Source organism: Phenylobacterium haematophilum (genome assembly GCF_014196295.1).
GTDB classification, from domain to species: Bacteria; Pseudomonadota; Alphaproteobacteria; order Caulobacterales; family Caulobacteraceae; genus Phenylobacterium; species Phenylobacterium haematophilum.
This window is the reverse complement of the sequence record NZ_JACIDK010000001.1, coordinates 144998-167735: the sequence shown is the minus strand read 5'-3', so window position 1 is coordinate 167735 and position 22738 is coordinate 144998. Positions and strand designations below refer to the sequence as shown.

Sequence of the window (22738 nt, the reverse complement as noted above, 5' to 3'; positions counted from 1 at the left end):
AGGGCGTCGAGCGTGGCCTGATCGCGCGCCACGAAAGGGTTCTCGCGGGAGCCGAAGGGCTTGGTGGTGTCGCGCTCGCGTGCCTGACGACGGTGTGTTCCAAAGCGGATGTGCTTGGCGTGAGGGTGATCAGAAGCGGACGCTAACGTGGGGCGACTTCCGCCGCTCCGCCGAGGTCTATCGCGCTCTGTCACCTGGAGGGGCGGATGAGTGAGGCCGCCAGCGAAGTCCGCGCGCGCGCCTGGGCGACCCGTCGTCAGAAGTACGGGCAGCGGGGGCACGCGGGGTCGTACGCCCGCTTCCGCCCTGAGCTTGTCGAGCAACGCGCTCTGCGTCTCGTCGTCCGCCTGCACCAGGAAGGGACGCTCAGCGAGGGCCAGTGCTGTAAGGCGCTCGGCCTCGACCGGGTCGAGTTCAGAACCATCTGCGACGCCCCCGCCCAGCCCCCAGGAGCCGAGCCTTGAGCATGCTTCCGATCGATCTCGGGCCGGTCACCGAGCGCCGCTCCGCCGAGGTCTATCGCGCTCTGTCACCTGGAGGGGCGGATGAGTAGGCCCGTTCGCGTGCAGCTCAGCCGCCAGAAGGGCTGGAGGATGCCGCCCAACACCGTGAAGGTGGATCGGACGTCGAAGTGGGGAAACTCTCACCGCATCGGAGACGACATCATCGTCTTTGGCGGCGCTAAGGCAGTCGAGGTTCTTCGCAACATCGACGCCGCGCAGGCTGTCGAGGCGTTTCGTACCGACGCAGCGCGACTGCCGCCGACCGTGTGGGAGCGCCTGCGCGGCAAGAACCTAGCGTGCTGGTGCAAGATCGGCTCGCCCTGCCACGCCGACGTTCTACTCGAACTGGCCAACGCCCCCGCCCAGCCCCCAGGAGCCGAGACGTGACTAAGCGCGCAGCGTTCTCACAAGCGGACCTCGAGCGCGCCGCCAGGGCCTTGAAGGCCGTCGGCGAGAAGATCGGCGGCGTCGAGATCCGACCTGACGGCTCCTTCCGCGTCTTGACGGGCGCCGAGGTTCCCGTCGAGCCTGCCAGCGAACTTGAACGCTGGAGGCAAGCGCGTGGCGGTCGTGCAGCTTAAACACGTCCACGTCGTCACCTCGAAGGGTCGAACGTACCACTACGCGTGGCGCGGCGGCCCTCGCCTGCCCGGCGCCCCAGGAAGCCCAGAGTACGTCGAAGCCTACGCCGCCGCCCACCGGGCGCGAAAGGCCCCAGAGAGCCACGGCAAGACCGTGAAGGCCCTTATCGTCGCGTTCAAGGCGTCGCCCGAGTTCGAGAAGCTGGGCGAGCACACCAAGCGCGCCTACCGGACTTACCTAGACCTGATCGAGCGCGAGTTCGGCGACATGCCGCTGGCGGCGATCGACGACCCGGACGTGGCCGAGGAGTTCTACGCCTGGCGCGACGGCATGTCGGACAAGCCGCGCACCGCTGACTACGCCGTCTCGACGCTCAAACGCCTGCTCGCCTGGGGCAAGAAGCGGCGCCGGTTCAACAAGGAGAACCACGCCGAGGACATCGAGCGCCTGCACAGCGCCAACAAGTCCGATGCAATTTGGACGGCCGACGACTTCACGGCGTTCGATAAGATCGCCAGCCCCGAGCTGTCGTGGGCGGTGCACCTCGCCGCTTTCACCGGCCTGCGCCAATCCGACCTGATCCGGCTCGCCTGGAACCACGAGAGCGACGGGGCCTTCGGCTTCCTGACATCGAAGCGGGGGAAATTCGTCACCATCCCGATCACGCCGGCGTGCCGCGCCCTGCTTGATCGCATCCCGAAGCGCGGCCCCGTCATCCTCACGACGGAGCGCGGCAAGCGCCCCTGGACGGCTGACGGGCTGCGCTCGTCGTTCGGAAAGACCTGCAAGGACGCCGGGGTCAAACGGACCTTCCACGACCTGCGCAGAACGGCCGCCACAGGCCTGCTTTCGGCGGGCCTGGACAGCGCCCAGGTGGCCCTCCTGATGGGCTGGAGCGAGGACGACGTGGAGGCGATGAAGAGGAAATATGTGAGCCGCGCCGCTGTTGTGAAAGCAGTGCTGCTGAAACTGGAGAGGACGAGTGGCGGAGATAATTGACGGCGTGGTCGTGGTGCGCGAGCCGTCCAAGGAGCGCGTCGTCTATTTCGTCCAGGCCCAGGAGTTGCGGCTCATCAAAATCGGAGTGTGCGACCGCCCGGAGCGACGGCTACGGGAACTTGCAAACGGTTGTCCCGATGAACTCACGGTGCTCGGCCTGCAGTACTGTGACGACTTCGGCAGGCTGGAAGAGGATCTTCACGCAAAGTTCGCCGAGGATCGCGTGCGGGGCGAGTGGTTCCTCCCCTCAGATCGGCTTCGGCGGCACATTCAGGCGCATGCGCGCAAGGACCGGGCGGCGATCGAACGCCTCGACGCAATGGTGAAATTTCCCACGATGAGGAAGGGTCGGCCAACAAAAGCGATGATGCGCGAAATGGGTCTTGCGGGCTTCGCTAAATGCCCTTAGAGAACGCCCTCCGAACGGCGGGCGGTAAAACTCTCTCGGAGAGATGTAAAACCGGTCACCATCGGAACAACCGCAAAGCCTTATGGCGTAACGGTTATGGGTGTATAGCTCAGTTGGTAGAGCAGCTGACTCTTAATCAGCGGGTCCAAGGTTCGAATCCTTGTACACCCACCACTTCCTTCCAAGTCTCAGATCGATGCTGACGACGTCCACCGGCCGCCGCAGCGTCTGCGTGGTCGGCCTGAGGCTGAGCGTTCAGCGCTGAAGCGCGACATCGGCCCCCAGCCCCCGCCGATCGAGCAGCGGCGTGGCGAGGGTGATGGCGGACAGCAGTTCCACGGCCTTGAACGGCTTGCCGAGAAACCCGACGGCCATGTCCTGGGCGACCAGGTGTTCGTTGTGGCTTCCCGAGATAAACAGCGCCGGCACGCCCCATCGCTCATAGAGCGCCTTCGCCAGTTCGGCGCCGCTGGCGGCTTCAGCCAATTCCACGTCGACGATCGCCAAGTCGACCTTGTGCAAAGCCGCCTGGGCCAGAGCGACTTCGGCGGACACGGCGTGCGCGACGACCCGGTGCCCGGCGTGGGTCAGGGCTTCGACGATGGCCGGGCCCAGATCTGGATCGTCCTCGACGACCAGCAGCGACAGGGACGGCGCGTCGACCGAGAACCTCTCCGCCGCGCCTGCGGCGGCCGGCAGGTAGATCTTCGGGGTCCAGTCCGGCGCGGTCGAAGCCATCTCCTCGCCCACGGAGCCGAACTCTCTGGCGATCAACGGCCGTACCCGGCGCCAGATTTCGGCTGCATCGGCCTCGCTGATGTCCAGGTCAAGAAGCCGCGCATAGCCGGCAAGTTCGCGCTGAACCCGCTCGGAGGCTTCGGGAGCGTCCGGCAGCAGGAGGCCGTCATAGGCTCGGCAAAGATCCCGATAGGCGCTCGCACGGACCAGGGACATGTTCGTCATCGTCGACTCCGTCTCAGCCCCCGCCAATACTTGTCCACTGGCTCGCATATGCCGCAGGACAAGGAGCCCGCGGCCTCACAAGCGCGGCAGGGGCGATCACAATGGCGTAGGCGCGCCGGCAAGCAGCGGTTCCCAGGGGATCACCTGATGTCGCCGGCCCCGCGCATGTGCTGGGATCGCGCGCTTTCAGACCGGTGAGCCACATGCTTCGCGCGCCCTTGTCCACGCGATTCGACATCAGGCCCGACCCTGCCGGGTTCAGCGTCCGCGACCTCGCAACCGGCGAGACGCTCGTCATCGCGAAGGTCAGACAGTGCGGCCTGTCACGCGAAGACGCCGAACACACCGCAGCGGTCCTCAACCAGGGTCCTGACGCCCCCTCGCCGACGGCTCACTGACCGCCACGGCGGCGGACCCGAGACGCGGCCCGGAGCGCCACACGATGGCCGCACCCGCCAGGGTGGCGGAATACCAGCGATCCGACGCCGGCTCGTTGCGGCGCAGGAAGCTCCCGCCCGCCTCACTGGCGCGCAGGAGACCGACGACCTCGACGGTTCCCATAGGCGCGGCCGAGACGCCGGATCGCGATACTGCGCCGGCACGAAGCCGCGATTGATCAGTATGGCCCCGGCCGACGTGCGTAGCAGCGTCATCATCCACCAGTCCGCTCCGCGTTCCACCTGGTGACCGTCTTTCCCCTCTCGTACGTCACCTTGTTCGCCGACGAGCCGCCGATCCGTTTCCTGATCATCGAGGGCGTGGGGGCGATCGTCTGCGTCGGCGCGGTGGTCGCGTCCGGCGTGATCGCCGACCGCGTCGGCCGGGCGCTGCTGGGCGTCTCGGCAGTGCTGATCGGGGCCTATCGCGGCTTTGCCCCCCAACGCTGGGCCGGTCGGCGAGGTGTTCTACATGCTGGTCGGCTTCGTGTTGCTGGGGCTGGCGTTCGGCCAGTCGTCGGGCATCGTCAACAGCAAGTTCCCGCCCGACCACCGCTATACCGGCGCGGCGATCGTCGCCAACTGCGCCTGGCTGATCGGCGCCGGCTTCGCGCCGCTCGTCGCGCTGTTGCTTGCTACGCGTTTCGGTCTGTGGTCGGTCGGGGCCTACCTGCCGTCAGGGGCGATCTGCACCCTGGCGGCGCTGGCCATCAGCCGGGACTGGGGCGAGACCGCCTAGCGCCGCAGGATCAGCCCGACGCGGAAGGTCTGGGGCTGGTCGTAGCTTTCCAGGCCGTCGCCGGTCTGGGCGGTTTCGATCTCCGCATCGAACAGGTTTTCGGCCGCGGCGTATAGCGTCACGGCGCGCGATACCGACCAGTCGGCGCGCAGGTCGACCTCGGTCGCCGCCGACAACTCGCGGGTGTTGAGATCGTCGTCGTAGCGGTCTCCCTCGTAGCGGACGCCGGCGCGCAGGCTGAGGACGTCGAGCGGACGCCAGGTCGCCTCGCCCGCCGCCGTCAGGCGCGGGGTCTGAGCCGGACGCAGGCCGGTGAGCTGCGGCGCGGCCGAGCCGCCGTCGACCTCGGCCTGCGTGTAGGCGCCGGCCAGGCGAAGTGTGACGCTCTCCCAGCGGCGCTCGACCTCGGCCTCGACGCCATAGGCCTCCACCTCGCCGGCGTTCTGGCGCTGGCGCAGCACGCCGCCGGCCGGGATCAGGCCCGCGATGGGGAAGGTCCCGGGCCCGAAGCCAATGGTGACGTTGGTCACTGCGCCTTCCAGCCGGTTGGCGAACACGGTGACATCCCAGCGCAGGTCGCCGTCGCCCCCCACGCCGAACTCGATCCCATAGAGCTTTTCCGGCTCCAGGCCGGCATTGGCCTCGGTCACGTCATTGCCGACCCGAAACGGCCGGTAGAGCTCGTTGAGCGTGGCGGGTCGGAAGGCGGCATAGGCCGCGCCCCGCAGATAGAGATCGTCCGAAACGCTGTAGCGCGCTCCGACCCGCCCGGTCGGCAGCCATCCGTCGCGGTCGCTGGGGCGGTTGTCGAGAGTCACCACGCCGGTGGACGCGTCACGCTCGGTGCGGTGGCCGTCATAGGTCGCCCAGCGGTCGATCCGCACGCCCCCGGTCAGCAGCCAGTCGCCGAGGTTGCGATAGGCCTCGCCATAGGCGCCGAGCACCGATTGGGTTCCGCCGGCGACGCGGTCGCGGGTAAAGGCGCCGGCCATGTAGCGGAACTTCTCGCGCGTCTCGCCGTCGAAGATGCGGGCGTCGGCGCCGACCTCCCAGCCGCCGTCGGCGGCGTCACGGCGCAGGGCTGCGTTGAAGCCGTAGCCCATGGCCGGGGTGGAATATTGCTCGCTGGCCGGCGTGGTCGAGTTGCGGCCTGCGGCGACGGCGGCAGAGCGGTTCTCGAAGTCCGAGCGCTTGACCCAGCCCTGAAGGCGCCAGCCGGTCCCCTCGCCTTCCGGTTGGTCGACAAGGGTCGCCGAGAGCGTCGCGCCGGTAGCGCGTGAGTCAGCCCCGACCAGGCCCGCGCCGCGCTTCTCCTGATAGCCCGAGAGGCGCACGGCCAGCTGCTGGTCGCCCAGTTGCGGCGTCCAGCGCAGCGCGCCCCCGAGGCCCCGGTAGTAGAGCTCGGTGTCTGCCGCTCCGCGCCCCGCGCCGAGCGGAATCCAGCCGTCGCTGCGCTCCCCCGACACGGCCATGAACAGGTCGCCGACCGCGCCGGCGGCCGCGCCCCCGGCCAGGCCGCGCTCGCCGCCGTAGACTTCGTACTCGCCGCCGCTCGGCACGCGGGTGCGTTCCGCAAGCTGGATCGTCCCGGTCAGCGCGCCGGCGCCGTAGGGCCCCGTGCCCGCGCCGCGCACGACCTGCGCCTGTTCGACCCCGATGGTCGGCAATCCGGTCCACAGCACCCAGCCGCCGAACGGATCGTTCTGCGGCACCCCATCCAGCAGGACGAGCGCGCGGCTGGCGCCGGAGCCCGCGATCGAGCGGACGCTGATCCCCTGAGTGGTCGGGTTGGAGGCCTGGCTAGAGGTGCGCCGGAAGAGCTGGACGCCCGGCGTGGCGGTCAGGGCCTCATCGAGGCGCGGCGCCGTCGCGATGGCCTCGCCGTCGATGGTCACGATCGAGAACGCCCTGTCGGTCGGCGACGGCGGCAACCGGGCGGCCTCGACCACGACCGTGTCGACGAGCGGAGGAAGGTCTAGAGGCAAGTACGCGACTCCCGAATGAACACCGGACGGGACTAGCGCAGGGTTCGCGACGTCAGGGTAGAGCTAAACCGCAACACGGAGACGGGAGACGCACCGGCGGCGCGCCCCCTTTATTCCTAGACCTTGGCGGCGGCCTGACTGGCGACCAGGGCGGTCATGTTGACGATGCCGCGGGCCGTCGCCGTGGGGCTGAGGACGTGCAGGGGCTTTGAGAGGCCGAGCAACAGCGGCCCGACCTCGATGCCCTCGGTCACCGCGCTGACAAGAGTCAGGGCGATGTTGGCGGCGTCTAGCGACGGGGCGATCAGCAGGTTGGCGTCCCCGGCGAAGGCTCCGCCTGAGATGTAGCGGGTGCGGACTTGCTCATTGAGCGCTGCGTCGCCGTGCATCTCGCCGTCGACCTCGAGCGCCGGATCCAGTTGTCGCACCAGGGCGAGCGCCTGGCGCATCTTGCGGGCCGAGGGCGAGTTCGACGAGCCGAAGCTGGAGTGTGACAGCAGCGCCACTTTCGGGGCTATGCCGAAGCCGCGCACCGCCTCGGCGGCGAGGATCGTCGACTCGGCGATCTGCTCGGCGGTCGGGTCGACGTTGACGTGGGTGTCGCAGAAGAACAGCGCGCCCTTGGGCATGATCACGCCCGACAAGGCCGAAATCCGCGAGACGCCCGGCCGCGCCGGGATCACCGGGGTGGCGTATGTGAAGTGCCGCCACCAGTCGCCGCCGCCGCCGACCAAGGCGCCGTCGACCATGCCGCGACGAAGCAGCATGGCGGCGGTCACGGTCGGCCGGGTGACGACCCGGCGGTTGGCCGCGGCCGGCGGAACCCCGCGCCGCTCGACGACCGCGCGGTACTCGGACGAAATCTCGTCCACCGCCGGGTCGGCGCCGGGGTCGAAGATCTCGATATCGCGGTTCGGGGTCAGGCGCAGGCCGAGCTCCCGGACCTTGGCCTCGATAATCTCGCGGTTGCCGATCAGCACAGGGCGGGCGAGTTGCTCGTCCACCACGGTCTGAACGCCGCGCAGGACCCGCTCGTCCTCGCCCTCGGCATAGGCGATGCGGCGCTTGCAGTCGCGGGCCTGGGCGAACACCGGGCGCATCAGCTGGCCCGAGCGGTAGACATAGCCTTCCAGCTCGCGGCGATAGGCCTCGAAGTCGGCGATAGGGCGGCGGGCGACGCCGGAGTCCATGGCCGCCTTTGCGACGGCGGGCGCGATCTCGAGGATCAGCCGCGGGTCGAACGGCTTGGGGATCACGTAGTCGCGGCCGAACAACGGAACCTGGCCGGCATAGGCGCTGGCGACGACGTCGCTGACCTCGGCGCGCGCCAGCTCGGCGATCGCCTCGGCGGCGGCCTTCTTCATCGCCTCGTTGATCTCGGTCGCGCCGACGTCGAGCGCGCCGCGGAAGATGAACGGGAAACAGAGGACGTTATTGACCTGGTTCGGATAGTCTGAGCGGCCGGTGGCGACGATGGCGTCCGGGCGGCTCGCGACCACGAGCTCGGGCAGGATCTCCGGCTCCGGATTGGCCAGGGCCATGATCAGCGGGCTCTTGGCCAGCAGCGGCAGCCACTCCTGCTTCAGCACCCGCGGGGCCGAGAGGCCGAGGAAGATGTCGGCGCCGACGAGCACGTCCGGAAGGGTCTGGGCGTTCGTGTCGCGCGCGTAACGGGCGAGCTCCGGCGTCAGGTCGCCGCGGTCCTTGCGCACGACGCCGTTGATGTCGGTCAGGGTGACGTTGTCGGCCGGCAGCCCCATGCTGACCAGCAGGTCGACGCAGGCCAGGGCCGCGGCCCCGGCGCCCGACGTGACCAGCTTCACCTCGGAAAGCTGCTTGCCCTGGATGGTCAGCGCGTTGCGGACGGCCGCGGCGCAGACGATGGCGGTGCCGTGCTGGTCGTCATGGAAGACCGGGATGTTCATCCGCTGGCGCAGGGCGCGCTCGATGTAGAAGCACTCCGGGGCCTTGATGTCCTCAAGATTGATGCCGCCGAACGTCGGCTCGAGCGCGGCGACCACCTCGACGAAGTGGTCGGGATTGGCCGAGGAGACCTCAAGGTCGAAGACGTCGATGCCGGCGAACTTCTTGAAGAGGACGGCCTTGCCTTCCATCACGGGCTTGGAGGCCAGCGGACCGATGTTGCCCAGGCCCAGGACCGCGGTGCCGTCGGTGATCACCGCCACCAGGTTGCCGCGGGCGGTGACGCGCTCGGCCCAGGCCGCGTCCTCGACGATCGCTTCGCAGGCCGCCGCCACCCCGGGGGAATAGGCCAGGGCCAGGTCGCGCTGGGTGGCCATCGGCTTGGTGGGTTCGACGCTCAGTTTCCCCGGCCGTCCAAACTCGTGATAGGCGAGCGCAGCGCGCCGCAGAGCGTCATCCAAAGCCGGTTCCTTCCAAATGCAGAGCTACCCACGCGCGGGGGCCTGGTCCCGCGAGGGCTATCGATACGACGGGGTGGAGGATGGTTTCTAGTCCACACCGGCGGAAATCCTAGTCCCGCTGGCGAGTTATCGTCCATCAGGCGGCGGCGCGTTCGGCGACGACAGCCTCGACGATGTGGGCGCGGTACAGCACGGCTAGCAGATCGGTCTGGGTGATGATGCCGATCAGCACTCGGTTCTCGTCGACGACCAGGGCCTCGTGGGCCGCGCCGCTGGACAGCAGCGGCAGCAGCGCCTCGATGGGTGTGGCCTCACGGACCTTGTGCACGAAGGGATCGACGACGGTCTCCACCGCCCGCTGACCGGCGGCCTGCAACTCGGCGCGGCGGACCATGCCGACCACCCTGCCCTGCGCGTCCACCACCGGGGCGGTGCGCAGCTCGTGGGACTGCAGGAAGGCCAGGGCGCTCTCGGCGCTCTGCTCGGCGTCGACCGAGAGCACGTCTCGCGACATGATCGCCCCGCAGAGGATCGCCGAGTGCAGGCGCTTGTGGGCGGCCAGTTCGACCTGCCGGAACAGGGCGTCGAGGTCCTCGCGACTGACGTCCAGCAGTTCGCCATACTGGACCAGGGCCTCGTCGAGGTCGGCGGCGGTGTAGCCGACCCGGCTCTGCGGGGCCGGATCGCTGGTGGCGTGCGGGCTGGCCGCGGCCGGGACGCGGTGCGGATAGGACCTGCCCATCAGCCGGTTGAGCCCGATGGCGGCCAGCACCAGCAGCAGCGAGCAGAGCCCGACGGGAACAAGGGCGAAACCGAAGCCGAGATCGGTCACGGCCGATCCGCCGATCACCGCGGTCAGGGCCATCGCCCCGCCCGGGGGATGCAGACATCCGGTCAGCATCATCAGCACGACGGCGAGCGCTACCGCCACTGCCGCGGCCACGGCCGGCTCCGGCACGAACATGGCGCAGGCCACGCCCACCAGGGCCGAGAGGATGTTGCCGCCGAGCACGGATCGCGGCTGGGCCAGCGGACTGGCCGGCACCGCGAACAGCAGCACGGCAGAGGCCCCGATCGGCCCGACCAGGAGCGGACCGAGGGCCAAGTCGCCGCCGGAGATCATTCGCGCAGCCACCCCGGCCAGCGCCACGCCGAGCACGCTGCCGACGCCGGCGCGCAGCACGTCGTCGAACCGGACCGACGCGCGGCCGCCCAGCGCTGTGATGAGCCTGCTCAACATGCGGGCGCTTATGCACAGAAGTTCGGCGCCGCGCGCCCCGGAATCTCTATCCACGGCCCAAGTTTTTCAGACGGCGCGACGAAGCGTCACCTTTGGAATCGCAATGGTTTCGGCTTTGGCTTCCCGCGAAGCTCAAGCGTGGCAGTTAAGCCGGCTGAAAGCGTTTGCCTGACAGGATGCCATCGTGAGCGCCCCCGACTACACCGACCGCCGAGAGCACCCCCGCGAGCCGACGAGCCTTCGCGCACGCGTGTTCTATGGCAAGGAGATGGCCCACTGGGCCGACTGCACGATCGTCGACCTGAGCAAGGGCGGCGCGCGGCTGCAGATCTCGGCGATCTATCCCCTGCCCTCGCGGTTTGTGGTGCTGCAGCTGCTGGGCGGCGTCGTCTACGACGTACGCGTGCGCTGGCGGCGGGGCGACATGACCGGCGTGTCTTTTGACGCCCAGACCCATATCGAGACCAACACCGAAGAACGCCTTATCGGCGTCCAGAAGGCCTGGGAGGCGCTGCGCGCGGCCTAGACCGCGCTTCGCCTGGCGACGCAGGCCGCCGCCGAGCCCAGCACGCGCTCGCCCGACGCCGGGAAACGGGCCAAGGCCGCGGCCGGACGGATCGGGCGCGCCGCGAAGCTGCCGCCGCAATTGGGACAGGCGCCGCCGAGCACGCCATCGGCGCAGGCCGCACAGAAGGTGCATTCGAACGAGCATATCCGCGCCTCGGCCGACTCAGGCGGCAGGTCGCGGTCACAGCATTCGCAGTTCGGTTTGAGCAGCAGCATCGGGCGCTCCGGGTTCGAGGCCGGAAGCATAGCCCCGCGCAGCGGGGCGGCTAAACGACTTAGATCCCTCGGAATCCGCCATCGGCGGCTACGGTCAGGCGTCCCAGACGCGGCCGCTGTGCGCCACGTGGAAATCGCCACTGACCGAGAGCACGATCCAGTCGCCGGCCTGGGCGATCGCCCAGCCTTGCGGCGTGCAGACTTGAACAGCGCCGGCCTCGGTCATGGCCTGGGCGTCGTCGCCCAGCCAGGCCCAGAGTTTGTGCCAGCTACGGGTGTCGTTGGCCGGCGGCACGCGAAGCGCAGCGCCGTGATCGAAAGCAGCGGTGGAACGGGCAGACCTCATGAAGACGAAGTAGGCGCTGCGTCGGTGACCAGATCCTTAAAGCCGGTTCACTCTGTTTTCATTCCGCGCGCAAAGCCGCCGCCGGCCGCTTAGCCAAGGCATGAAGCGAGGCCAGCAGCCCACCGAGCGCAGCCAGCAGCGCCGCGCCGAGCACCAGGGCCGCGACGCCGGACCAGTCCACGGCCCAATCGGCCTTGAACACCTGCGTCACCACCGGCCAGGCGGCGAGCGCGCCCAGGCCGACGCCCGTCACGCCGGCGATCAGCCCGACGGCGCCATATTCCAGCACATAGGCGCCGAGCACCTGCAGCCGGGTTGCACCCAGCACCTTGAGAATCGAGGCCTCGCGCGTGCGGGCCTGGGCGCGGGCGGCGATGGCCCCGGTCAGCACCAATAGGCCGGCCAGGGCCGCGACGGCCGCGGCGCTGCGGATCGCCAGCACCAGCCGATCGAAGAGTTCGGTCGCCGCCTCGAGCTGTTCGCGGACCGAGATGACGTTCACCTCAGGGAACTCGGCGCCCAGTGCGCGGGTGACGCGAGCCTCCTGTTCCTTGCTGGCCTTGGCGATGGCGACGTGGCGCAGTTCGGCGCCTTCGAGGGTCGAGGGCGTCAGGATCAGCGGGAAGCTGGCCCCGAAGCCGCCGACGTCGACCTTGCGCAGCACCGCGATCCTGGCCTCGATTTCGCGGCCGAGCACCGAGAGGGTGACCATGTCGCCGACCCTCAGCCCGCCGGCGCGAGCGGCGTCGACCTCCATGGCCAGCAGCGGCGGGCCTTGGTAGTTCGCCGGCCACCAGCGGCCTTCGACGATCTGCGGATCGGCCGGACGCGGGCCGATGGCAGAGATCGAGATGTCGTTGTCGTAGGCCCATCGCTCGCGCTCGGCGATGGCCTTGCGATCGACCGACTCACCCTTGATGCGAACGATGCGGCCGGTGAGAAACGGTGCGCGCAAGTAATTCTCGGCACTCAGCTTTTGGCCGAACGAGCTTTGCACGATCTGATCGAAACGTGCGACTTCCGCGCCGGTAATCTCGGTGAAGACGATGGCCGGCGCGGTCTTGGGCGCAACCTCGGCGACTTGGCGCAGCAGGCTGGACTGGATCAGCACCACCGCCGCCAGCAGCCCGACGCCCAGACCGATGGCCGGGGCGGCGGTGCGGGCGGCCGATCTGGGACCGGCGAGATTGGCCAGGCCCATCCGAACCGCGCCGTGCGCGCGGCCGCGCAGGCGTCCGGCCAGGTGGGCGGCCAGCAGGCCGAGCCCCCAGAGCAACAAGAAGGACGCCGCCACGCCGCCGATCATCAGGCCGGCGGCTAGCGGAGTCGGCGCGGTCGCGACCGAGAGCATGCCCAGCGCGACGGCGGCTAGCGCGGCCCCGACCGTCTCGACGCTGAAGCCCAGACGCCCGCGGGTGTCGCGGCGGAACAGGCTGGCGGGAGGCGTGGCGCGGGCGCGGGCCAGCGGCGCCAGGGCGAAGGCGGCGGCCGACAGCAGGCCGAAGGCGCCGGCCCGCAGCAGCGGCTCGGGATAGACCGCGAACAGCGCCGGCACGGTCAGGTCGTCTGGGATCAGCCCGGCCAGCAGGAACGGAGCGGCCGCACCGACCGCCAAGCCGATGGCGACGCCGAGCAGCGCCAGCACGCCGATTTGAATCAGATAGAGGTCGCGCACGAACCGCCCCTCGGCGCCAAGCGCCTTAAGGACGGCGATGGAGGGCTTGCGCTCCTCCAGGAAGGCCGTGACCGCGCCGTACACGCCGAGCCCGCCAGCCACCAGCGAGGCCAGGCCGATGAAGCCGAGGAAGTACTCGAGCTGGTCGATCAGCCAGCGGATCCCGGGCGCGGCGTCGTCGCGGTCGCGGATGCGCACGCCGCGATCCGTGATCTCCTTGCGCAGAGCCTTGCGCGCCTCCGGCGGCGTCACGTCCGCCGGCAGGGCGATCCGCGCGGTCTCCAGGAACGGCAGGCCCGGTTCCAGGAATCCCCCCGCCTCGACCGCCTGGCGACGGACCAGCACCCGCGGTCCCAGCGCGAAGCCGCGCGACAGGCGGTCCGGCTCCTGCACCAGCACGCCGCGGACCACGACCGGCAGTTCACCGACCAGGATGCGGTCGCCGATCTTCAGGTTCAGGCGCTCCAGCAGTACGCGCTCGACCACCGCCCCGGCGGTTCCGTCGGCGACGGGCGCGATGGCGCGGTGGAAATCGCCGCCGTCCTCCAGCGTGACCTGTCCGGCCAAGGGATAGGCGTCGCTGACCCCGCGCAGCTCGACGAGACGGCGCTGGCCGTCAGGGGCCTGGGCCATGGCGCGGCTGCCGACCGCCCAGGAGGCCTTGCCGGTCTTCTCGATGGCGGCGCGCTCTATGGGCGTGAAGCGGCGCTGCTCGACGGTGACCGCCATGTCGCCGCCGAGGATCTCACGCGCTTGGCTCGCCAGACCCTGGCGGAAAGCCTCGGCGGTCGAGCCGGCCGCGGCGATGGCCGCGACGCCGAGCGCCAGACAGGCCAGGAAAATCCGGAATCCACTGACGCCGGAACGCAGCTCGCGCGCAGCGAAGCGAAAGGCCAGCGGCATCAGGCGTGGCCGCCGGTGAGACGCACCTGGCGGTCGGCGCGCTCGGCCAGGGCCGGGTCATGGGTGACGAGGACCATGGCGGCGCCCTCCTCCGCCACCAACCCGAACAGCAGGTCGGCGACCTTGGCGGCGTTGGCGGCGTCGAGATTGCCGGTCGGCTCGTCGGCGAACAGCAGGGCCGGTCGCGGGGCCAGCGCGCGGGCCAGAGCAACGCGCTGCTGCTCCCCGCCCGACAGCTGGTGCGGATAGTGGCGCAGCCGGGCCGAGAGCCCGACCCGATCGAGCCAACCTCGGGCGATCGCGTCTGCCTCGGCGATCCCGGCGATCTCCAATGGGGCGGCGACGTTTTCCAGCGCGGTCATATTGGGCAGCAGGTGGAACGACTGGAAGACCAGCGAGACCTTACCGCGGCGTAGGCGGGCCCGGCCATCTTCGCTCAACCGCCCCAGATCCTGCCCCAGCAGCTCAACGCGGCCGGTGGTCGGCTGCTCGAGGCCCGCAGCGACGGCGATGAGGCTCGACTTGCCCGAGCCAGAAGGACCCGTGATCGCCACTCGCTCCCGCGCCGCCACGGAAAAGCTCAGGTTCTTTAGGATTTCGACCGGTCCGGCCGCCGACGGCAGGGTGAGCGAGACGTTCGTGACGGCGAGCGGCGGAACAGGTTCGGACAAATGCGGCCTCTGGAGATTGAGCTTCACCGGCTATCGCCTAGATAGGACACCGACATGGATGCGACAGCCCCCCGATTTCCGAGCCGCCGGTTGCTGATCGCCGCCGCCCTGACCGCCTTGCCGGCCCAAGGGCTGGCCCAGCAGCGCCGGGTGATCACCATACTGGGCGACTCGATCACCGCCGGCTACGGCCTGCCGTCCAACGCCGCCCTGCCCGTGCAGTTGCAGGCGCAGATGCGCAAGCTGGGTTCGAGCGCGATCATCCGCGGCGCGGGCGTGTCGGGCGACACCACCGCCGGCGGCCTGGCGCGGGTGGACTTCAGCGTTCAGCGCGACACCGACGTCTGCCTGGTGGCGCTGGGCGGTAACGACTTGCTGCAGGGGATCGATCCCAAACGGACCCAGGCCAATCTCGACAAGATCGTCGCCCGGCTGAAGGCGCGGAAGATCGGGGTGGTGCTGGCCGGGCTGGCGCCGCCCCCGGTGATCGGCCGCGCCTACGCCCGCGATTTCCAGTCGGTGTTCCCGGCGGTCGCCAAGGCCCAGGGCGTGGCCCTGTACCCCAACCTTCTCGCAGGGGTCGCGCAGCAGCCGCGCCTGAACCAGCGCGACGGCTTTCACCCGAACGCCCAGGGCGTGGTCGTGATCGCCCAGGGCCTTGCGCCGGTGCTGCTCAAGGCCCTGGCCGGACGTCGCGCCTAGGTCGCCTGGGCGCCGGCGGCGGGCTTGGCCGGCTTGGTCGGCGCACCAACCCCGCCGGACTTGCCGCCATCGTCGAAGATCACCGAGCCGGCGCCCGCGACGTCGGTCTCCAGGCGCTTGGGCCGGGTCAGCAGGCGGGCGGTGGCCGAGCCGGAGACTTCCAGGCTGGCGGCTTCCCGCGGCGCCAAGGTGACCTCCGCCGAGCCGGAGATGTCGGCCTCGGCGTTGTCGGTGATCAGGTCGGTGAGATCCGCCTCGCCGGACCCCGAGAGCTCGACGTCGACCTCGCGGGCCTGGCCGCTGGCGACCACCTCAGACGAGCCGCTGGCGATGATCTCCAGTTGGTCTTGCTTGTAGCCGCGGATCTCCAGGCGGTCGTCGCCGCTGATCTGGAAGCGGTTGACGGCCGGAGCGGTCATCACCACCCGCAGACGGGCATAGTCGGCGAGCGGCTGGTCGAGACTGAAGCGCCCGTTACTCAGGCGGATGCGGTCGACGATGTCCTTGGGGCCATAGATCGTGACCTTGCCCGGGCCCGGGGCCTGGGTGAACTCGATGGCGGCGGGGATGTCGAACTCGGCCTTGGTCGAGCCGTCCCACGCCAGTTCGCGGGTGATCTCGCCGGCGTCTTTTTCGAGCGGCCGGTCGCGGCGCAGGTCGCGGTCGCGCCATTCACGGCGCTCGTGGCGGTCATGCCAGTCCACGTCCCAGTTCCAGTTGCGGGCGGCCAGGTCGGGCCCGCCCAGGGCGGCGGCGCCGGCCAGGGCCACGACCCCGGCCAGGAAGCCGGCCACGGCGATCATCACAAGCACACGGATCATGTCTGCGCTCCTGGCTCAGGACTGAGGTTCGATGGCCGGCTTCAGCAGCCGGTAGTGAAGACGGCCGTACCAGACCAGGGCGTTGACCAGGCCGATGACGACGATGGTCAGGATCGCACCGGCCGACGCGGCCAGGGCCATCATCCCGATGCCGGCCAGCAGAGCAGCGATCGGGCCGCCGGGCGGGCCGAGGAACGGACCGGCCGCGAACACCACGCCGCCGGCGACGAACACGCCGATGGCCGCGACGATCAGGCCGAACAGCACCCCGCCGACGGTCATCAGGATCGGCAGCAGGATCAGGATGTCGATGGCGCCGAGGCCGAGGACGGCGAAGATCGCGCCGGCCGCGGAGGTGGGATTGCGCTGCTCCTCCCACTTCTTGAGGCCGCTCTCGGCGCGCAGCTCACGGGCCAGGCGGGCCGGATCGCCCAGCGCCTCGGCCACCTCCTCCTCGGTCCGGCCCGCGGCCGCGCCCTCGGCGAAGTGGGTTTCGTAGTCGGCCACGGCGTCCTTGATGGCGGCCGGCGGCAGGCCCGAAAGGCCCAACCGCAGCCGATCGATGAAGGCCTGACGGTTCATTGGGCGTCTCCAAGAATGTTGTCGACCGCACGGGAAAACGCAGCCCATTCCGCCTTTTGCGCGGTGAAACTCGCCTTTCCAGCCTCGGTCAGCTTGTAGTATTTGCGCGGCGGCCCCGCCGAACTCTCGACCAGATAGGTCTCGACCAGCCCGTCGCTCTGCATCCGCCGCATGAGCGGATAGATTGTTCCCTCACCCATATCGATCCCCTCGGCCAGGCGACTCGCGATCTCGTAGGCGTAGCTGTCGTGGGAAGAGAGCAAGGCGAGCACGCAAAGCTCGAGCACCCCCTTCTTCAGTTGGACTTGCACGGTTTCCGGCACGGCGAACCTCCAGTTCGCCTATCGTGTATCGCCCGGTAGTGACTAGTGCAAGGTAGCTTGCATTACATCTTAGTAAGCTTGAGCGGTGGCCTCTATCGGCAGGTTGTCCGATAGTCCTTCCATGATCCGCACCATCGCCGCCGTCCTGGCCCTGACGTTCGCCCTCCCCGCCCAGGCCGCCGACTGGCGCCGTCTCGATCCCGAGAACACGCTGGTGATCGAGAGCAGCAAAGGGGTTGTGGTGGTCGAGATGCGGCCCGACTTCGCACCGAAGGCTGTCGAACGCGTCAAGCTGCTGACCCGCGAGGGCCTCTATGACGGCCTGCAGTTCCACCGGGTGATCGAACACTTCGTCGACCAGACCGGCAACCCGAACAACAAAGACGGCGGGGTCTCGCGGCACCCCGATCTCCCGCCGGAGTTCACGTTCCGGCTAAAGTCCGGCGCGCCGGCGAAGGTCGTCGTCAACGCTAGCGACAGTGTGGCAGGTTTCATCGGGTCCGCGCCGTTCGAAGCGGCCTCGGACCTGGAAGCGCAGCGCGACGCCGCGCTCGGCCGGCGGGCCTGGGGCGCCTATTGCCCCGGCGTCGCCGGCATGGGCCGGCAGGCCGGCGAAGGCACCGCCAACTCCGAGATCTTCTTCATGCGCGCGGCGAGCCGGCGGCTGGATCGCGCCTATACGGTCTGGGGCCGCGCGGTCATCGGGCTGGATGTCCTCCGCGCGGTGGCGGTGGGCGAGCCGCCAGCCAGCCCCGACGTGATGCGCAAGGTGCGGGTCGCGGCCGACCTGCCAGCCGCCGAGCGCCCCAAGATCGAGGTCATGGACGAGCGAGGGGCCGCCTTCGCCGCTCTGGTCGACAAGGTCCGCCGCGACAAGGGCGCGGACCTCTCGATCTGCGACATCGAGATCCCGACGCGGCCTATTCCATAGGCGAATGACCTGCACGCAGACCGCGCCCAGCCCGCTGGGCCTGACCGCCGAGCAGCTGCTGGCCTTGCCTGAGGCGCGCTAGGCGAGAACCGGCGCGGCCGCGCCCTGGCGACGGATCATCAGCGAAGCCGCCGCGGCGACCAGCGCCGCAACGCCGGCCAGGACGAAGGCTTCCAGGTAGCGGCCCTGGGCGGCGCGGATCACGCCAGCGGTGACGGCGGCCGTCGCGGCGCCAGCCTGGTGGCCGGCGGCGATCCAGCCGAACACGATCGGGCCGTCATGCTCGCCGAACGCCTCGGTGGCGAGCCGGACGGTCGGCGGCACGGTGGCGATCCAGTCGAGGCCGTAGAACACGGCGAAGATACCCAGAGCGACGATCGAGAAGTCGGTGAACGGCAGCACCATCAGGGAGAGGCCGCGCAGGCCGTAATAGACGAACAGCAGCTTGCGCGGGTCGTAGCGGTCGGTGAGCCAGCCTGAAAGCGTGGTGCCGATCAGGTCGAAGATCCCCATCACCGCCAGCAGGGTCGCGGCGCGGGTCTCGGGCAGGCCCTGATCCGAGCACATGGCGATCATGTGGACGCCGATCAGGCCGTTCGTTGTCAGGCCGCAGACGAAGAAGCCGCCGAACAGCAGCCAGAAGGTCCGGGTGCGGGCGGCGCGGAACAGCGCCCCGAACGCGCCGCGCAGGGCGCCGCCGGCCGGAGCCGGCTGCGGGGCGACGTAGCTGTCCGGGGCGCCGTAGGGCCTCTGGCCGATCGCAGCCGGGGCCTCGGGCAGCAGGAACCACACCACCGGCGCCAGCACGGCCATGACCGCGGCGATGGCCAACACCACCGGCCGCCAGCCGCCGGCCTCGGCCAGGGCCGCCATGCCCGGCAGGAAGATCAGCGAGCCGGTGGCGGCCGAGGCGCTGAGCAGGCCCATCATCAGGCCGCGCCGCGCGACAAACCAGCGGTTCACGACAGTTGCGCCGAGCACCATCGCCACCGCGCCGGAGCCGACGCCGGAGATCACGCCCCAGGTGGCGACATAGTGCCAGGGCTGAGTCATCAGCGACGATGCGGCGGTCGAGGCGGCCATCACCGCCAGGGCCAGGGTCACCGTGCGGCGCACGCCGAACGACTGCATCAGCGCAGCGGCGAACGGTCCGGTCAGGCCATAGAGGAAGATGCCGACGGCGGCGGCCATGGAGATCGTGCCGCGATCCCACTGAAACGCCCGCTCCAGCGGCAACATCAGCACGCCGGGCGCCGAGCGCAGACCAGCCGCCGCCATAAGGGCGATGAACACCGCCGCGACCGCCACGAAGGCATAGTTCTGGCCAAAGGGTCGGGCGCGCGCTATCGTCATGTTACTGACCTGTAAGTTTCATGGTGGATATACGTACCGGTCAGTTACATCGTCAAGCGAACTTCCATGTCCGAGCCGAACAAACCCGCCCTGCGCGCCGCCGACAAGATCCGCGAGACCGCCCGCGAGCTGTTCTATCGCGAAGGCATCCGCGCGGTCGGCGTCGACGAGATCGTCGCCAAGGCCGGCGCCACCAAGCCCAGCCTCTATCGCGCCTACAAGTCCAAGGACGAGCTGGCCGCCGCCGTTCTGCGCGAGGGGGCCGACACCTTCTGGGGCCGCTTCGAGACGGCGGTCGAGGCGCATCCTGGCGACCCGCGCGCCCAGGTGCTGGCGTTTCTCGAAGGTCTGGCCGAGCGAGCCCGACAGCCCGAGTACCGCGGCTGCCCGCTGAGCAATGCGGCGGTGGAGTATCCCGAGGCCGGCCACCCTGCCCGCCTGACCGCACAGGACTTCAAGACCCAGGTCCGCGCACGGCTGCGCGGCATGGCCGCCGAGATGGGGGCCGACGATCCGCAAGGCCTGGCCGACGCCCTGATGCTGCTGTTCGAGGGCGCCTATCTGAGCAGCCAGCTATTCGACGACGACCGGCCGACGGCCGAGGCGCCGCGCGCCGCGGCCCGCCTGATCGACGCCTATACCCGCTAGACGACCTGCGGCGACGGGAAGGTCCAGGCGCCGCTGAGCACCTCGGGCCGCGGCCGGTAGAGCCGCACGAGATAGTTCCAGCCCGGCATGATCGGCAGGCAATTCGGGACAGAGCCGTCGCAGCCGCCGAATTGGATGGTCACCCCGCCGTCCGCATCGCGCTCGGCGGTCAGATTGTTGACCGAATAGGCGTTCTGGGGGTTCGGCGCGAAGTAGCCCTCGGCGTTGTAGAGGCTGATCGACCAGAAGCCGTCGACCGGCACCTCGCCGACCTTCAGCCGGTAGATCGTCTCTCCGTCGTTCTTCTCGGGCGTGACATTGAGATAGAGCGCCTCGCTCTCCGGATTGCCGCCCCAGGCCGAGGCCGCGCCGATCAACCGGCGTACCGGATCGACCGTCTCCTTCGGGCCAAACATCCCCTTCGTGTCGCGCAGGGTCGAGGCGAGCGTCAGCAGCGCCCCGCGCACCTTGTCCTGGCTCTCCTTGTCCCAATGCGGAATCTCGAAGCGGCCTGGACCGCCGGGCTGGTCGACCGTGATCGCGTCCTGCAGGGCTGCAACCTCGGCCAGATCGGCCGGATCGTCAGGATCGGCCAGAGTACGGATCGCCACTATGACGTAGCGCGTGCCGACTGCGTTACGCGTCAGGGTCCGGGCGCCGGCGCCATAGGTGACCGAGGGCGTATACTGATCCTCGTTGATCACCTGCATCGACATGAACCGTCGCCCGGCGTCCGGCAGCGTGATCGTCACCGGGCCGGCGTCGAGGTCGAAGACCGCCGCGGAATAGAGCGTGTCGCGGTTCAGACGGATGACGTTCTGGTGCTCGACCGAGGCCGGCTCGCGGTTGTGAGAAAAGCGGGCGAAGGCGTTCTCCGCCTTCACGATGTTCGCGAAATAGAGATCGCTCTCGGCGCGCACGAAGTTGTCGGGCGTGACGAGGATCGGGTTGCTGTCGGGCATGGGGGGCTCCTGGCTGAGAGACAATGCTCAGCCAGGCGGCTGCCCGCGCGCCATCCGTAGAACACCCCATAGGGGTTTGCGGCGCAGCCTATGCCGTGGTCACGGCGCGGCCTGATAGACGACCTTGCCGCCGACGATCGTCATGACCGCATGGGCCTTGGCGATGTCGGCGAACGGCGCGCTCATCAGGTCGACGGAAAACACCGAGATGTCGGCGTCGCGGCCGACGGCGAGCCGGCCCAGCTCGGTCTCACGGAAGCCGGCATAGGCCGAGCCGCGGGTCAGCATCTCCAGCGCCTGGGCACGGGTGACGGCCTCGTCCAGATGCCAGTCGGGACCGGCGAACCCCTTCAGGTCATGACGGTAGGCGGCGGCGTAGAACTCGACCAGCGGATCGCCTTTCTCGACCGGGGCGTCCGAGCCGCCGGCGACGACCGCGCCGGACTTCAGCAGGCTCTCCCAAGCATAGGCGCCCTTTAGGCGCTCCGGGCCGAGACGTGCGGGAGCGAAGTAGAGGTCGCCGATCGCGTGCGAGGGTTGCATTGAGGCGACGACGCCCATCTGCGCGAAGCGCGGCAGGTCCTCCGGCGCCACGATCTGGGCGTGCTCGACGCGCCAGCGGGCGGCCTTGAGCGCGGCCGGGTCGTCGGCGAAGGCCTGCTGGTAGGCGTCGAGGATCACCCGGTTGCCGCGGTCGCCGATAGCGTGAACCGCCATCTGGGCTCCGGACTTGCGCGCCTTGGCGAGGATGGCGTCGACGGTTTCGCGGGGCGTGACGATCAGGCCCGTTCCCTCGGCGTCCGAGTAGGGCGCAAGCAACGCCGCCCCGCGCGATCCGAGCGCGCCGTCCATGAACAGCTTCACCCCGCGCACGCGCACCAGGCCGGTCGGGTCCTGCGACGGTCCCTCGGCCAGCACCTTCTGCGCTGCGGCCTGGGACATGTAGTTGTCGATGCGGACCGGCAGCTCGCCGCGGGCCGCCAGGTCCTGCTGGATCGCCACCTCGTCGGCGCCGACGCTCATGTCGTGCAGGCCGGTCCAGCCGCGCGAGGCGTAGACCCGCGCGCCGCGGCGCACCGCCTCGGCCTGGGCCGCAGCGCTGGGCGGCGGCACCTTGGCGCGGACCAGGGCCATAGCGTTGTCGATCAGCATGCCGTCGGGCTCGCCCTTGGCGTCCTTCAGGATCTGCCCGCCGGCCGGCGCGGCGGTCTGGGCGGTGATCCCGGCCAGCTTCAGCATGGCGGTGTTGGCGACCAGGGCATGGCCGTCGGCGCGGGTCAGCACCACCGGGCGGTCCGGCGCGGCGCGATCGAGATCGGCGCGGCTCGGGAAGCGCTTCTCCGGCCAATGGGTTTCGATCCAGCCGGCGCCGGAGATCACGTCGGAGCCGGGATTGTCCGCGGCCCAGGCGTTCAGCCGGGCGACCAGGGCCTCGATAGATTCCGTCCCCTCGAGGTTGAGGGTCATTTCGCGAAAGCCGATGCCCGCCAAGTGGGCGTGGGAGTCGACGAAGCCGGGATAGGCGGCCGCCCCCTTGAGGTCGATGTCGCGGGCGCCGGGCGCGGCGGCGCGGGCGGCCTCGATCCCGCCTACATAGGCGACTTTGCCGTCCTTGACCGCCAGGGCCTGGACCACGGCATCGCCGGTGTAGATCGGCCCGCCGTGCAGCAGCAGATCCTCCGCTGCGACTGGAGCCGCCAGCGCCAGACCGGCCGCCACGATCAGAGCTTGCAGAGCAGTGCGCATGTTTCCCCCCGTGAATCGCCGCGCCCATTGATCGACGATCCGCGGCCGGGC

General features: G+C 69.6%; 23 protein-coding genes and 1 tRNA gene. 10 read left to right on the top strand and 14 right to left on the bottom strand.

Annotation, left to right across the window (positions count from 1 at the left end; all coding sequences use genetic code 11):
• Positions 1–206: 206 nt before the first annotated feature.
• The 5 genes from GGQ61_RS00850 to GGQ61_RS00830 all read left to right on the top strand — a co-directional run bounded on the left by GGQ61_RS00850 (position 207) and on the right by GGQ61_RS00830 (position 2667).
• Complete coding sequence (locus GGQ61_RS00850; protein ID WP_183769484.1) at positions 207–464, top strand: hypothetical protein; 258 nt, start codon at positions 207–209, stop codon at positions 462–464.
• 81 nt (positions 465–545) lie between these two features.
• On the top strand, positions 546–890 hold the full coding sequence (locus tag GGQ61_RS00845) for a DUF4326 domain-containing protein (RefSeq protein ID WP_183769483.1): 345 nt from the start codon (positions 546–548) through the stop codon (positions 888–890).
• A 174-nt stretch (positions 891–1064) separates the two neighbouring features.
• Positions 1065–2084 (top strand): tyrosine-type recombinase/integrase, encoded by a 1020-nt coding sequence (locus GGQ61_RS00840; protein WP_183769482.1) that lies wholly within the window; start codon positions 1065–1067, stop codon positions 2082–2084.
• Complete coding sequence (locus GGQ61_RS00835) at positions 2068–2493, top strand: GIY-YIG nuclease family protein (protein ID WP_183769481.1); 426 nt, start codon at positions 2068–2070, stop codon at positions 2491–2493. Before GGQ61_RS00840 ends, GGQ61_RS00835 begins: the two co-directional genes overlap by 17 nt.
• Positions 2494–2591: 98 nt before the next feature.
• Positions 2592–2667: transfer RNA gene (locus GGQ61_RS00830), tRNA-Lys, on the top strand.
• Positions 2668–2748: 81 nt separating this feature from the next.
• Here the strand turns inward: GGQ61_RS00830 and GGQ61_RS00825 are convergent.
• Positions 2749–3456, bottom strand: coding sequence for a response regulator (locus GGQ61_RS00825; RefSeq protein ID WP_183769480.1), 708 nt, complete (start codon positions 3454–3456; stop codon positions 2749–2751).
• 870 nt (positions 3457–4326) lie between these two features.
• On the opposite strand from GGQ61_RS00825, the gene GGQ61_RS00820 reads away from it, so the two are divergent.
• Entirely contained in the window at positions 4327–4632 is a 306-nt protein-coding gene (locus GGQ61_RS00820; protein ID WP_183769479.1) for an MFS transporter, read from the top strand.
• On the opposite strand, the gene GGQ61_RS00815 is transcribed toward GGQ61_RS00820, so the two are convergent.
• The 3 genes from GGQ61_RS00815 to GGQ61_RS00805 all read right to left on the bottom strand — a co-directional run bounded on the left by GGQ61_RS00815 (position 4629) and on the right by GGQ61_RS00805 (position 10241).
• On the bottom strand, positions 4629–6617 hold the full coding sequence (locus GGQ61_RS00815) for a TonB-dependent receptor (protein ID WP_183769478.1): 1989 nt from the start codon (positions 6615–6617) through the stop codon (positions 4629–4631). The genes GGQ61_RS00820 and GGQ61_RS00815 overlap by 4 nt on opposite strands.
• Positions 6618–6733: 116 nt before the next feature.
• Complete coding sequence (locus tag GGQ61_RS00810; protein WP_183769477.1) at positions 6734–9001, bottom strand: NADP-dependent malic enzyme; 2268 nt, start codon at positions 8999–9001, stop codon at positions 6734–6736.
• Positions 9002–9137: 136 nt separating this feature from the next.
• Positions 9138–10241, bottom strand: coding sequence for an HPP family protein (locus GGQ61_RS00805; protein WP_183769476.1), 1104 nt, complete (start codon positions 10239–10241; stop codon positions 9138–9140).
• Positions 10242–10425: 184 nt separating this feature from the next.
• On the opposite strand from GGQ61_RS00805, the gene GGQ61_RS00800 reads away from it, so the two are divergent.
• Positions 10426–10767, top strand: coding sequence for a PilZ domain-containing protein (locus tag GGQ61_RS00800; protein WP_183769475.1), 342 nt, complete (start codon positions 10426–10428; stop codon positions 10765–10767).
• On the opposite strand, the gene GGQ61_RS00795 is transcribed toward GGQ61_RS00800, so the two are convergent.
• The 4 genes from GGQ61_RS00795 to GGQ61_RS00780 form a co-directional block, all read right to left on the bottom strand.
• Positions 10764–11024: a DUF1272 domain-containing protein gene (locus GGQ61_RS00795; protein WP_183769474.1), complete on the bottom strand. Its 261-nt coding sequence runs from the start codon at positions 11022–11024 to the stop codon at positions 10764–10766. The two genes, GGQ61_RS00800 and GGQ61_RS00795, sit on opposite strands and share 4 nt — an antisense overlap.
• A gap of 94 nt (positions 11025–11118) precedes the next feature.
• A complete protein-coding gene (locus tag GGQ61_RS00790; RefSeq protein ID WP_183769473.1) occupies positions 11119–11370 on the bottom strand; it encodes a hypothetical protein in 252 nt (83 codons plus the stop codon).
• Between the two features lie 58 nt (positions 11371–11428).
• Positions 11429–13948, bottom strand: coding sequence for an ABC transporter permease (locus GGQ61_RS00785; RefSeq protein WP_183769472.1), 2520 nt, complete (start codon positions 13946–13948; stop codon positions 11429–11431).
• Positions 13948–14619 (bottom strand): ABC transporter ATP-binding protein, encoded by a 672-nt coding sequence (locus GGQ61_RS00780; protein WP_183769471.1) that lies wholly within the window; start codon positions 14617–14619, stop codon positions 13948–13950. Before GGQ61_RS00780 ends, GGQ61_RS00785 begins: the two co-directional genes overlap by 1 nt.
• 54 nt (positions 14620–14673) lie before the next feature.
• Here GGQ61_RS00780 and GGQ61_RS00775 point away from each other — a divergent pair, with 54 nt between their 5' ends.
• On the top strand, positions 14674–15321 hold the full coding sequence (locus GGQ61_RS00775; RefSeq protein ID WP_183769470.1) for an arylesterase: 648 nt from the start codon (positions 14674–14676) through the stop codon (positions 15319–15321).
• On the opposite strand, the gene GGQ61_RS00770 is transcribed toward GGQ61_RS00775, so the two are convergent.
• The 3 genes from GGQ61_RS00770 to GGQ61_RS00760 are packed head-to-tail and all read right to left on the bottom strand — an operon-like array spanning position 15318 to position 17047.
• Entirely contained in the window at positions 15318–16142 is an 825-nt protein-coding gene (locus GGQ61_RS00770; protein ID WP_183769469.1) for a GIN domain-containing protein, read from the bottom strand. The two genes, GGQ61_RS00775 and GGQ61_RS00770, sit on opposite strands and share 4 nt — an antisense overlap.
• A 15-nt stretch (positions 16143–16157) precedes the next feature.
• On the bottom strand, positions 16158–16724 hold the full coding sequence (locus GGQ61_RS00765; RefSeq protein WP_183769468.1) for a DUF1700 domain-containing protein: 567 nt from the start codon (positions 16722–16724) through the stop codon (positions 16158–16160).
• Entirely contained in the window at positions 16721–17047 is a 327-nt protein-coding gene (locus GGQ61_RS00760) for a PadR family transcriptional regulator (RefSeq protein WP_183769467.1), read from the bottom strand. Before GGQ61_RS00760 ends, GGQ61_RS00765 begins: the two co-directional genes overlap by 4 nt.
• A 121-nt stretch (positions 17048–17168) precedes the next feature.
• Here GGQ61_RS00760 and GGQ61_RS00755 point away from each other — a divergent pair, with 121 nt between their 5' ends.
• Positions 17169–17978: a peptidylprolyl isomerase gene (locus tag GGQ61_RS00755; protein ID WP_183769466.1), complete on the top strand. Its 810-nt coding sequence runs from the start codon at positions 17169–17171 to the stop codon at positions 17976–17978.
• 78 nt (positions 17979–18056) lie between these two features.
• Here the strand turns inward: GGQ61_RS00755 and GGQ61_RS00750 are convergent, their stop codons facing one another.
• Positions 18057–19331 carry an MFS transporter gene (locus tag GGQ61_RS00750; RefSeq protein WP_183769465.1) on the bottom strand — a complete coding sequence of 425 codons (1275 nt, stop codon included), beginning with the start codon at positions 19329–19331 and terminating at the stop codon, positions 18057–18059.
• Positions 19332–19397: 66 nt separating this feature from the next.
• On the opposite strand from GGQ61_RS00750, the gene GGQ61_RS00745 reads away from it, so the two are divergent.
• Positions 19398–19979 carry a TetR/AcrR family transcriptional regulator gene (locus GGQ61_RS00745; protein WP_183769464.1) on the top strand — a complete coding sequence of 194 codons (582 nt, stop codon included), beginning with the start codon at positions 19398–19400 and terminating at the stop codon, positions 19977–19979.
• Here the strand turns inward: GGQ61_RS00745 and GGQ61_RS00740 are convergent.
• Positions 19976–20941: a DUF1254 domain-containing protein gene (locus GGQ61_RS00740; protein ID WP_183769463.1), complete on the bottom strand. Its 966-nt coding sequence runs from the start codon at positions 20939–20941 to the stop codon at positions 19976–19978. The genes GGQ61_RS00745 and GGQ61_RS00740 overlap by 4 nt on opposite strands.
• A 99-nt stretch (positions 20942–21040) precedes the next feature.
• Positions 21041–22687: an amidohydrolase gene (locus GGQ61_RS00735; protein WP_183769462.1), complete on the bottom strand. Its 1647-nt coding sequence runs from the start codon at positions 22685–22687 to the stop codon at positions 21041–21043.
• Positions 22688–22738: the final 51 nt, after the last annotated feature.

What these genes read in the sequence shown, in the direction of transcription:
- GGQ61_RS00755 (WP_183769466.1), top strand. Translation starts at nt 17,169, where the DNA reads ATGATCCGCACCATCGCCGCCGTCCTGGCCCTGACGTTCGCCCTCCCC.
- GGQ61_RS00790 (WP_183769473.1), bottom strand. Translation starts at nt 11,370, where the DNA reads ATGAGGTCTGCCCGTTCCACCGCTGCTTTCGATCACGGCGCTGCGCTT.
- GGQ61_RS00785 (WP_183769472.1), bottom strand. Translation starts at nt 13,948, where the DNA reads ATGCCGCTGGCCTTTCGCTTCGCTGCGCGCGAGCTGCGTTCCGGCGTC.
- GGQ61_RS00805 (WP_183769476.1), bottom strand. Translation starts at nt 10,241, where the DNA reads ATGTTGAGCAGGCTCATCACAGCGCTGGGCGGCCGCGCGTCGGTCCGG.
- GGQ61_RS00845 (WP_183769483.1), top strand. Translation starts at nt 546, where the DNA reads ATGAGTAGGCCCGTTCGCGTGCAGCTCAGCCGCCAGAAGGGCTGGAGG.
- GGQ61_RS00745 (WP_183769464.1), top strand. Translation starts at nt 19,398, where the DNA reads ATGTCCGAGCCGAACAAACCCGCCCTGCGCGCCGCCGACAAGATCCGC.
- GGQ61_RS00770 (WP_183769469.1), bottom strand. Translation starts at nt 16,142, where the DNA reads ATGATCCGTGTGCTTGTGATGATCGCCGTGGCCGGCTTCCTGGCCGGG.
- GGQ61_RS00850 (WP_183769484.1), top strand. Translation starts at nt 207, where the DNA reads ATGAGTGAGGCCGCCAGCGAAGTCCGCGCGCGCGCCTGGGCGACCCGT.
- GGQ61_RS00825 (WP_183769480.1), bottom strand. Translation starts at nt 3,456, where the DNA reads ATGACGAACATGTCCCTGGTCCGTGCGAGCGCCTATCGGGATCTTTGC.
- GGQ61_RS00750 (WP_183769465.1), bottom strand. Translation starts at nt 19,331, where the DNA reads ATGACGATAGCGCGCGCCCGACCCTTTGGCCAGAACTATGCCTTCGTG.
- GGQ61_RS00740 (WP_183769463.1), bottom strand. Translation starts at nt 20,941, where the DNA reads ATGCCCGACAGCAACCCGATCCTCGTCACGCCCGACAACTTCGTGCGC.
- GGQ61_RS00765 (WP_183769468.1), bottom strand. Translation starts at nt 16,724, where the DNA reads ATGAACCGTCAGGCCTTCATCGATCGGCTGCGGTTGGGCCTTTCGGGC.
- GGQ61_RS00775 (WP_183769470.1), top strand. Translation starts at nt 14,674, where the DNA reads ATGGATGCGACAGCCCCCCGATTTCCGAGCCGCCGGTTGCTGATCGCC.
- GGQ61_RS00795 (WP_183769474.1), bottom strand. Translation starts at nt 11,024, where the DNA reads ATGCTGCTGCTCAAACCGAACTGCGAATGCTGTGACCGCGACCTGCCG.
- GGQ61_RS00735 (WP_183769462.1), bottom strand. Translation starts at nt 22,687, where the DNA reads ATGCGCACTGCTCTGCAAGCTCTGATCGTGGCGGCCGGTCTGGCGCTG.